The sequence below is a fragment of the Cardiobacterium sp. genome (assembly GCF_057314735.1).
In genome coordinates this window covers 1-10355 of record NZ_DBHKZK010000019.1, presented here as the reverse complement: position 1 = coordinate 10355, position 10355 = coordinate 1, and the positions used below count along the sequence as shown (strand labels likewise).

Here is a 10355-nt window from a genome sequence, read left to right as displayed (position 1 = left end):
ATGCCCTGCTCCAGATGCGCGGCTATGGCCCTTTCTCTCATGGCTTGGGGGTATGGCATGGTCAGGCTCCGGGGAAAATGGATGATTGTATAGAATTTAGAGAGGATTGCTATATTGCTCATGAACTGAAGTTACTGTTTTTCAATGATTTTGCCGCCCTCACCCCAACCCTCTCCCACAGGGACAAGCATTGCTCGCGTAGCGAGAGAGGGGGTATATCTGCTGTTTTCCCTGTTTTCAGTTCCCTACACAAGCACACGGAAAAATGCGATTCCCCAAGATTTTGAACAGGTTCTAAGACATGGATATGGCGTCTTTTGGGTTCGGGCGGTTACGGGCTTCGCCCTAACCGCCCCTACCGGGTTTATTTCAATTTGGGGTTAGGGATGAGGTTGAGCAGTTCGTCAAAGCGGTCAATCAGGTAATCGGTGCGGGTGCGTGCTTCGTCTTGCAGGGCGCGGACGTCAGCGTAGCCGTAGGTGACGGCAACGGTCGGGCAGCCTGCCGCCTTGCCCGCAAGGATGTCGTTGGCAGAATCGCCCACCATCAGCATTTCGCCGGGCGCAATGCCGAAGGCGGCAGCAGTGCTGGCAAGCGGCAGCGGCGACGGTTTTTTTTCGGGCAGGCTGTCGCCGCCGTAGATGTGCGCAAAGTAATGGGCAAGGTCGAGGTCGGCGAGCAGTTGTTTGGCGTGCGCTTCGTTTTTGTTGGTGACGACGGCGAGTTTGAGGCCGCGCTGTTGCAGCGCCGTCAGGGTTTCTGGCACGTACGGGTAGGGGCGGGTTTTGTCGCTCAGGTGGTCAAGGTAGTACGCGGTGAAGTAGCGGTAGGCTTCGGCGTGTTCGGCGGGCGGGGCGTCGGCGTCGCCATCGCGGCGGTTGGTGAGGACGCGGTGCACGAGACGCGGGATGCCGTCGCCGATGTAGCTTTCGATGACGGCATCGGGCAGCGGCGGCAGTCCCATGTGGGCGCGGCTGGCGTTGGCGGCGGCGATGAGGTCGGGCAGGGTGTGGCAGAGGGTGCCGTCCAGGTCGAAGGCAAGGGCGCGGATGGTCATGATTGCTCCTCGTCGTGGATACGGATGTCGTAGTGGCGTTGCCAGTCGGCGTGCGCGGCGAGGCGCTGGATGCCCAGTTTGGTTTCGAGGTCGCCGTCGTGCGTGGCGCTGTCCATTACCCCTGCCCAGGGTTCGATGCAGAGGAAGGGCGCTTCTTTGCCCGCCGGTGTCCACAGGCCGAGGTAGGGCAGTTCGCTGTAGCTGACGGTGAGGACGGGGGCGGGGGTTTTGCTGCGCAGGGTGATGCGGGTCGCGCCGGGGGTGTGGTAGATGAGGGCGTCATTGGCGAACTGCTCGTAGTTCAGCGCAAAGGCGGTGTCTGCCGCGCGCGGCGCCGGGTCAAGCAGGCCGTCCTGCCAGCCGAGTTGGGCGATGCCGGGGCTGTCGAGGGTAATGATGTGGTCGCTGAATTGGTCGCCGTCGGCCAGCGGCAGGTTGAAGGCGGGATGGCCGCCGATGGAGAACAGCAGTTCCTGCTCGCCGGGGTTATGGACGTGCCAGCCGACGCGCAGGGTGTCGCCGCGCAGGGTGTAGCTGAGGTCAAGGATGAAGGCGAAGGGGTAGTGTTCGCCGCTTTCACCGCTGTCTTCGAGACGGTAGGTGAGGCTGTGTTCGTCGTGTTCGATGAGGTGGAAGTCCTGGTCGCGGGCGAAGCCGTGCTGCGGCAGGGTGTATTCGTGGCCGTGGTAGTGGTAGCGGCCGTCTTTGAGTTTGCCGACGATGGGGAAGAGGACGGGCGCGCGCCGTGCCCAGTAGCGTGCGTCGCCTTGCCAGAGGTATTCGCGCTCGCGGTAGATGAGGCTTTGTAGTTCGCCGCCGTGCGGGGCGATGGTCGCGGCGAGGTATTCGTTTTCGAGGCGGTACATGGTGGTCTCCGGTTGGGGGAAGCGCGCAGTATAAACCTTCTTAACTTTCGGTATGGTTGGTGATTTACATACACTTGAGCGCTCGAGGTGTATGTAAATCGCGGGCATCTCCCGGCTTTGGCTTCGCGCGGCGATGACGATTCTGTTATATTTCCCGCTTCTTTAATGCTAAAAATTTTATGGGGTTTTATGTCTGCTGTGCTTCGTGACCGTTCGGCTTTTTGGGCGACGGGGTTGATGTTGTTCGCGTTGTTTTTTGGCGCGGGAAATTTGATTTTCCCGGCAGCGCTCGGGCAGCAGGCGGGGGCGCATGTGTTTTCTGCGATGTTTGGTTTTCTCCTCACCGGCGCCGGTCTGCCGCTGGTCGGGATTATTGCGGTGGCTTATGCGAACACCGCCGACGCGCAGGCGCTTGCCGCGCGGGTAACGCCGCTCTATGGCCTGGTTTATACGGTGCTGCTGTATTTGACCATCGGCCCGCTGTTCGCGCTGCCACGCACGGCGACGGTGTCGTTCGAGATTGGCGTCGTGCCGTTTCTTTCCGAGGCGCAGCAGGGCAGTTTTTGGCCGCTGGCGCTGTTCAGCCTGTTCTTTTTTGCGGTGAGTTATTGGCTGGCGCTGTCGCCGGGCAAGCTGGTCAGCCGCATCGGCAAGGTGCTGACGCCGCTGTTGCTCGCTTCCATCGCCGTGCTTGTCGGCTATGCGGCGCTCAAGCCGATGGGGGCGTTGCAGGCCGCACAGGGCGGTTATTTTGAGCATCCGGTCGCGACCGGGCTGATTGAGGGCTATCAAACGATGGACGGCCTCGTCTCGCCGGTGTTTGCCATTATCGTCATTGACGCGGTGCGCGCGCTCGGTCTGCACGGACGCCGCCAGGTGCTGCGCATGGTCGCTTTTTCCGGCGGTCTCGCGGTGCTGTGCCTCGCGCTGGTGTATGTGTTCATCGCGTATATGGGCGCGAGCAGCGTCGCCGGCATTGGTTTGCAGGAGAACGGCGCAGCGGTACTGGCGAAGGTCGCGCTGCATTATTTTGGCGACGCGGGAAAGGCGCTGCTTGCCATCATCGTTTTCCTCGCCTGCCTCACCACTTCGGTCGGCCTCATCACTGCCTGCGCCGAGTATTTCAACCGCATTTTGCCGCGCGTTTCTTATTTCCAGTTTGCGACGCTCTTTACCGTCATCTCCTGCCTGCTTGCCAACGTTGGCCTGAGCGCTATCGTCAAACTCTCCATCCCGATGCTGATGCTGCTTTACCCGCTAACCATCGCCCTGATTTTGCTCGCCTTCCTTCATCGTCTCTTTGCCGGCAGCCGCATCGTGTATGTGACGACGATGAGCCTGACCGGTATCGCCGGGCTGTTTGACGCGGCGAAAATCGCCTTCGGCTTCAGCGCGGAAACCGTCGCGCAAATCAGCCACTGGCTGCCGTACTACGACATCGGCCTCGGCTGGCTCGTCCCCGGTGCCATTGGCCTGACCATCGGCCTGCTCTTGCACCTCGCCGGCGTCCGCCTCGCCACCCCGCCACAACAACCCGGAGTATAAAAATGACCCGCACCGTCTATCTAAACGGCCAGTATCTGCCCGAAAACGAAGCGAAAATATCCATCTTCGACCGCGGCTTCCTCATGGCTGACAGCGTTTACGAAGTCAGCGCCGTCATCGACGGCAAACTGGCCGACAACGCCGCGCACCTACGCCGCCTCGAACGCAGCCTGCACGAACTCGCCATGCCGCTGCCGCTGCCGCTCGACGACATCATCGCCGTACAAAAACGCCTCATCGCCGAAAACCATCTGCAAGAAGGCACGGTGTACCTGCACGTCACCCGTGGCGAAGCCGACCGCGACTTCCTCTACGACCCGAAGCTGCGCCCGAACCTGGTGATGTTCACCCAGGCGCGCAACATCATCAACAGCCCTGCGGCGGAAAAAGGTCTGCGCGTCATGACCCAGGCGGACATCCGCTGGGCGCGGCGCGACATCAAAACCACCCAACTGCTCGCCCAATCGCTCGCCAAAATGACCGCAGTCGCCGCCGGCTACGACGACACCTGGCTGGTGGACGGCGACGGCAACATCACCGAAGGCAGCTCCAACAACGCCTGGATACGTCGCGGCCAAACCCTCATCACCCGCCCGGCCACGCACGACATCCTGAACGGCATCACCCGCCAGGCAGCGATTGCGCTGCTGGGCGCGTTCGGCATGACGCTGGAAGAGCGCCCGTTCAGCATTGACGAAGCGCACCACGCCGACGAAGCCTTTTTGAGCGCCGCCGGGTCATTCATCCTGCCAGTGGTGGAAATCGACGGCCACCGTATCGGCGACGGCACACCGGGCGCGTTTACCCGCCAACTGCGCGAGCGCTACATCGCCTGGTTGCGGGAGACGGCAGCGTAATGCGGCCATCGCCATTTACAGAACGCAGGTCGGGCATTGCCCGACTTTTTAATGCCGGGCATAAATCCTGCTGCTTTATGGCCATCCACCGAAAGCCTCATACGGTGTTGAGTCGCCTGACCGGGCACCCTAAAAATGGCGAGCCATTTTTTAGGGAAATCCGCGCCGTACAACCGCGTACGGTCTTCAGCGCTGCGCCTTGTACAGAACTTTGCGTGTATCACCATAGCTCCGCTGCGCGTAGGGTGTGTGCCGCAGGCACGCACGCGGTTCTCGATGCAAAATTCCCCGCGTGCGTGTCGGCTGCGCCGCCACACACCCTACGTACGAAATCCGCCATAGGGTGCGCCCCGGCGCACCATCCGGGTAATGGCGACGATTTTGCGGCTACAGCGGCGCGCCTTGTACAGAACCTTGTGAGTATCACTATATGGGGATTGCCATATGCCAAATAAGCGAACCGTAACATGACCGCTTCGCAAGCCGCCTATAATCGCGGCTCCTTCAACAAATCAGGAAAATCAATATGCTATCTGGATTCAAAACCTTCATCGCCCGTGGCAACGTCGTTGATCTCGCCGTCGGTGTGGTCATGGGCGCGGCCTTCGGCCTTGTCGTCAGCGGCCTGGTCGAGAGCTTTATCAACCCGCTTATCGCCTGGCTGGTCGGCAAGCCGAATTTCGATTCGCTCGTCTTCACCCTGCCGCCGATTTTCGGCGATGAGCCGACCGTCTTTGAATACGGCAAAATCTTGACCGCCATCGTCAACTTCTTCCTCGTCTCGCTCGCAATCTACTTCTTCATCATCATCCCGATGAACAAACTCACCGCCAGCCTGAAAAAAGAAGAAGCAGAAACGCCACCGGCGCAGCCCTCCGAAGAAATCCTGCTGCTGCGTGAAATCCGCGACAGCCTCGCCATCCGCCGCGCAGTCGCCAACAAGGCGGCGCTGGAGAAAAAAGGCGAATGACCCCATCGCACAAAAAGCCGGAGTAATGCTCCGGCTTTTTTCTTGCCCGCACAGATGGCAGTCATGCCTTGTCGCGCCGCTTGCGAAAAAACCGCTGCAACTGCGTGCGGCATTCATCTTCCAGCACGCCGCCCCTGATTTCGCGGATGTGGTGATTGAGGCGGCGATGGCGGGCGAGGTCAAAAGCGCTGCCGCAGGCGCCAATGCGGCTGTCGTAGGCGCCGAAGACGAGGCGGTCAATGCGCGCCTGAATCAGCGCGCCGGTACACATGATGCAGGGTTCGAGGGTGACGTAGAGGCTGGCGCCGCCCATGCGGTGATTGCCAAGTACAAGGCCGCCCGCGCGCAGGGCGAGGATTTCTGCGTGCGCGGTCGGGTCGTGGTCGCAGACGGTACGGTTGTGGGCGCTGGCGATGATTGCGCCGTCCGCAACCAGTATCGCGCCAATCGGCACTTCGCCGAGCGCTTCAGCAAGGGAGGCCTGCTCCAGGGCGAGGTGGAGATAGTCTTCGTCGGTCATAACTGTCCGTAGAAATCCAGCCCGCGCATCGCTTCGTCAAAGGCGCTGCGGGAAAAGAGCAGTTGCCAGCGGTTGCCGCCAAAAGCGCGCCAAAGCGCGGCGGCGCGCACGGCGGTGAGCAGCAGCGCGCGGATGTGGTTGACGAGGTCCGCTTGGCGCAGCCATTGCGGTTCACCGCGCACGAGGATTTTGCCCGCCGCCTCGCTCGCGGTTTGCTGGTAGGTGGCGGCGAAGCTGGCGATGAGGTTGTCGTGATTCACGGGATAGTGTTCTGTCTGGCGTTGCGCGGCGTGCAGGCGCTCTTTGAGGATGGCCATCAGCGCCGCTTTTTTCGCCAGCCGCCGTTCGACGTGCAGGATTTGCGCGCTGTAGCGCAGGTTTTGTTCGTCGTTTTTTTGTTCAAAGGTGCGGTAATACGCCTCGCGGCCACGGGCGAGCGGTATGGCCTCGCCGTAGTAGCCGCTGATGTCGGCGGCGTTGGTGGTAAGTAGGCTCGGCAGCAGGGTCAGTTCGGCGTCGCTGCGGATTTCGCCGCGCTCGGCCAGGGCGCGCACGCTGTCAATGGCGAGAAAGAGGGCGGCAAACGCCCAGGCCTGGGACTGGATGTTATTGTGGGTCATGCGGGGGGATGATTATTGAGGGAAGGGAGAATTGTATAGCAATCCTCACAAAGCCCCGTACGGTGTTGCACCGCCTGAGCGGGCACCATCGCATTTTGCGTGGAAACCCGCCCGCTGTGGGCTGCGCGTCTGAGGAGAAGGAGATTTTTGCAGTCTCCAAACAGGCTCTTGCGACTTGGATGCGTAGGGCGTGTGGCGGCGAAGCCGATACGCACGCGGGAATGTTGGTGTCGGCAGGGGGCGCTGCGCGGATGGTTTGCTGCCCCCACCCCGCCCCACGGCACTACTATCCGGAATTATTCCTGGTCGATAAAGTTCTTATAAATCATGAGACTAATCATCATACAGAACCGCGTGCAATGCGCCAAATATCCTAAGAACCTGCTCAAAATCTTGGGGAATCTCATTTTTCCGTATGCTTGCGTAAGGAACTGAAAACAGGAAAAGCAGTCGGTATGTCCCCTCTCCTTGTGGGACAAGCATTGCTTGCGAAGCAAGAGAGAGGCTTATTTGTCGAATTGCAAACAGCTCCTAGGCGCTGTTTGCAATTCATTTTGGATGCGGTCGCTACGCGGTTTTTCACACCCCCTCCCTGACCCTCCCCCACTTCGCAGGAGAGGAGGGTTCAAATTGCAAACACCCCCTAAGGGCTGTTTACAATTCGACGGATAAGCCCCTCTCTCTTGCTTCGCAAGCAATGCTTGTCGCTGCGCGAGCTGTTCCAGTCCCTTTGGGAGAGGGGGTGGGGTGAGGGCTATAAACAACTGAAAAACTGTAATCTCAGCCCGTCAATAATATTACTCACCCCCTCCCCAACCCTCCCCCGCTGCGGGCTTCGACCTGCAGGGGAGGGGGCAGTTTGGTGGATGACCGCAGAGCAAAGCCCGCAACGGGGCAGGGTTGAAATGTAAACAGCACCTAGGGGTTGTTTACAATTGGGCATAATACATTGATTTTGAATAGAAATATCAATTTTAAGCCTTTTGCGCATTACTAATAAAATCAGTTTGTTACCATGAATTGTAAACACGCCCTAGGGGCTGTTTACAATTTAGGCCTCCCTCCTCCGCAGGGCGAAGCCCGCAGCGGGCGGGTTCCGTGCGTAGGGTGTGTGGCGGCGTAGCCGACACGCACGCGGGAATTTGACATCGGCAAACGCGTGCGTGCCTGCGGCACACACCCTACAAACTAATGATGTAGCTCACAAAATCGTTGCCACGCAACCGCATTGGATTGGGCGTGTTTATGGTTGAATGGTAAACGGGCCTTAGCCAAACCTGCTAATGAAATCATCATGTTATGGCAATTGCAAACAGCTCCTAGCGCCGCTTTTTCCCGGTTCACGCCGACAATGCCGCCAGTGTCCTGGCCGCTGCTGGGTTGTCCTGTTCTGCCGCCCGCGCCAGCCATTCGCGTGCTTTTGCCGTGTCCTGCGCGACGCCCTCGCCGTCGCGGTAGTGCAAGGCGAGGCGGTATTGCGCTACGGGATGGCCCTGCAGCGCTGCCTGTTCATAGTATTGCACTGCCCGCGCCGCATTCGCCGCGACGCCCTTGCCGTATTCAAAGAGGATGCCGAGTGCAAGCTGCGCCGGGGCGTAATGCTGTTGTGCTGCCCGCTCGTACCACTGGAAGGCTTGCGCGAAGCCTTGCGGCACGACCTCGCCCGCCTGATAGAGCACGCCGAGCGCGTATTGTGCCGCCGCATCGCCCTGTCGCGCCGCACTCCGGTATGCCGTGATTTGGCGGCTGTCCACCGCGGCGACCGTGCTGTCGCGTTGTACCGCACCGGGCGGGTCGGCAACCGGCGCGTTTGCCCATTGTGCCGCGTCATTCCAGTAATTCGCCAGCACACGATCCGGCACGCCGTAATCGCGATTGGCAAACATCACCCCAAGCGCCCGTTGCGCCGCGCCGTCGCCCTGTATCGCCGCCTGCACCAGCCACAGGCGCGCGCTGTCGCAGACTTTCGCCTTGACGTGGTACTGGTACAACCGCCGCGCTTCATCGCAGTAACGGATGCCGAGGCGGTACTGCGCGCGGATGTTGCCGCCCGCTGCCGCCTGCGCAAACCATGCCTGCGCCTCGTCACGCGCCACGCCTTTGCCATGCAGATACTGCAAGGCGAGGCGGAATTTCGCCGGAGCGAAATCTTGCACGGCGGCTTTTTCGTAATAATTGTGCGCCTGCGCCCAATCGCAGTGATCGTCCTCACCGCTTTCATATGCCAGGGCGAGATTAAATTGCCCCATGGCATCATTTTGTGCGGCGGCCTCGGCGAAGCATTCGGTCGCCTTGGGGTCATCCGCAAAAATGTTTCGCTTATTGGCAGCGTAGATACAACCGAGAAAATTCTGCGCCGGGGCATCACCTTCCGCAGCCAGTTTTTTCAATATCTCGCGTGTATAGGAGCCGGATTCCATCAGGCGGAGCGGATCATGAGTCTTTTCTGTCCAATAACGAATCTGTGCCAAATGTCCGCGTGCCACAAATTCCCTTTCATTTTTTACCTCATATAAAGCTGCCCTTGCGGGGTAATGATCGGAAACGATGAGCGTGCCATCCAGATACATCAGTGCCAGCAAATAATGAGCATCCGCATCACCGTCTTCTGCCAATTCACGCATCAGGGCAAAAGCGGTCAAACGGTCGCCCGCCTGATGCGCGGCAAACGCCTGTTGCCACAGCGCATTTTTTTCCGCCTGCAATGCGGGGAAGACTGCCGCGACGCGCGGCAACATTTGCGGCGGAATGCCGAGATAACGCGGCGTACTGCCCGCCAGACGCAAACCGTCGGCAAAAATGGCGCCACCGTCTTCATAAAAACGGGCGAGACGCCGCGCCGCTTCAGCATTTCCCTGCATCGCCGCTTTTTCCAGCCATTGCCGCGCCCTGCTTTCATCTGCTGCGACGCCCAGACCCGTTTCATAAAAAACACCGAGTTTCAGTTGCGCCCATCCATTGTCTTGCAATGCTGCTTTTTCATACCATGCAAATGCCGCGGCATAATCTTGGGCGACACCATTGCCGTGTTCATACAAGTCGGCGAGATTGACCTGTCCCCAAACGCTACCATGCCTTGCGGATCTTTCGTACCAGGCAAAGGCTTTATAAAAATCTTGCGAAACACCATTGCCATTTTCGTATAACCAGCCAAGATTGCATTCCGCTCCGGCATAGTTCTGCATGGCAGATTGTTCGTACCAATATATTGCCTGCGCATAATCCTGTGCCACGCCTTCGCCATTATCGTAACGATAGCCCAGGCGGAATTGCGCTTCCGCATCGCCCTTTTCCGCAAGCGGGCGCAGCAGGGCAACCATGGTTTCGTAATCGCCGTCATCCAGCGCCTGATAGATACGTTGCCAAATTTCTGTTTCATTCATGTGCGGATTTCCTTCTTTGTTGGTTGTGTGATTGTCCGGGGACTTGGAAAAAGTTGCCCGCAGATGCGGGCAACGGGTTGGGGGTTTTAGAACCTGTTTATAGTTTGGGAAAATCCGTTTTCTTGTGCAAACAGGAGCAGGTAAAACCGCTGATATACCTCCTCTCTCGCTACGCGAGCAATGCTTGTCCTTGTGGATCTGGAGCAGCTCGTGCAGCGACACGCATTGCTTGCGAAGCAAGAGAGAGGATTGATGGGGACAGTAAAACCCTTGAAAAACAGTAACTTCAGTTCATGAACAATATCGCTCACCCCCACCCCGACCCTCCCCCGCTGCGGGCTTCGCCCTGCAGGGGAGGGGGGAATTGCACCCGCAGACTCTAAACAGGTTCTTACATACACGATAGCGGGAAAGGTGTATGTAAATGTTGGCTGTGCAGAATCGTCGCCATCGGGCGCGAGGGGGGCAATTCGTTTTGTACGCCGTCGCTAACGCGGCTTGTTTGCTGCCCCCACCCCGACCCTCCCCCACGGGGGA

At 59.3% G+C, this 10355-nt stretch carries 9 protein-coding genes; 4 read left to right on the top strand and 5 right to left on the bottom strand.

The genetic code is table 11. The annotated features are described in order from the left end of the window. The coding region (locus ACO54Z_RS02405; RefSeq protein WP_485995579.1) for a hypothetical protein at positions 1-287 on the top strand (287 nt) is incomplete at its 5' end. Positions 288-364: 77 nt separating this feature from the next. Here ACO54Z_RS02405 and ACO54Z_RS02400 read toward each other — a convergent pair. Together ACO54Z_RS02400 and ACO54Z_RS02395 are read right to left on the bottom strand one after the other, a co-directional pair. Beyond that, positions 365-1057 (bottom strand): phosphoglycolate phosphatase, encoded by a 693-nt coding sequence (locus ACO54Z_RS02400; RefSeq protein WP_485995578.1) that lies wholly within the window; start codon positions 1055-1057, stop codon positions 365-367. Next, the gene (locus tag ACO54Z_RS02395; RefSeq protein ID WP_485995577.1) at positions 1054-1923 is read right to left on the bottom strand and encodes an aldose 1-epimerase family protein; all 870 of its coding nucleotides are present in this window, start codon (positions 1921-1923) and stop codon (positions 1054-1056) included. Before ACO54Z_RS02395 ends, ACO54Z_RS02400 begins: the two co-directional genes overlap by 4 nt. A 189-nt stretch (positions 1924-2112) precedes the next feature. On the opposite strand from ACO54Z_RS02395, the gene brnQ reads away from it, so the two are divergent. The 3 genes from brnQ (at position 2113) to mscL (ending at position 5295) form a co-directional block, all read left to right on the top strand. Continuing rightward, positions 2113-3468 carry a branched-chain amino acid transport system II carrier protein gene (gene brnQ, locus ACO54Z_RS02390; protein WP_485995576.1) on the top strand — a complete coding sequence of 452 codons (1356 nt, stop codon included), beginning with the start codon at positions 2113-2115 and terminating at the stop codon, positions 3466-3468. Between the two features lie 2 nt (positions 3469-3470). Beyond that, positions 3471-4325 carry a D-amino-acid transaminase gene (locus ACO54Z_RS02385; protein ID WP_485995575.1) on the top strand — a complete coding sequence of 285 codons (855 nt, stop codon included), beginning with the start codon at positions 3471-3473 and terminating at the stop codon, positions 4323-4325. A 526-nt stretch (positions 4326-4851) separates the two neighbouring features. Next, positions 4852-5295, top strand: coding sequence for a large conductance mechanosensitive channel protein MscL (gene mscL, locus ACO54Z_RS02380; RefSeq protein WP_485995574.1), 444 nt, complete (start codon positions 4852-4854; stop codon positions 5293-5295). A 61-nt stretch (positions 5296-5356) separates the two neighbouring features. Here mscL and tadA read toward each other — a convergent pair whose 3' ends face one another. The 3 genes from tadA to ACO54Z_RS02365 all read right to left on the bottom strand — a co-directional run bounded on the left by tadA (position 5357) and on the right by ACO54Z_RS02365 (position 9818). After that, the gene (gene tadA, locus ACO54Z_RS02375) at positions 5357-5815 is read right to left on the bottom strand and encodes a tRNA adenosine(34) deaminase TadA (RefSeq protein ID WP_485995573.1); all 459 of its coding nucleotides are present in this window, start codon (positions 5813-5815) and stop codon (positions 5357-5359) included. Beyond that, entirely contained in the window at positions 5812-6435 is a 624-nt protein-coding gene (gene hflD / locus ACO54Z_RS02370) for a high frequency lysogenization protein HflD (protein WP_485995572.1), read from the bottom strand. Before hflD ends, tadA begins: the two co-directional genes overlap by 4 nt. A 1340-nt stretch (positions 6436-7775) precedes the next feature. Further along, entirely contained in the window at positions 7776-9818 is a 2043-nt protein-coding gene (locus ACO54Z_RS02365) for a tetratricopeptide repeat protein (protein ID WP_485995571.1), read from the bottom strand. Between the last annotated feature and the right edge of the window lie 537 nt (positions 9819-10355).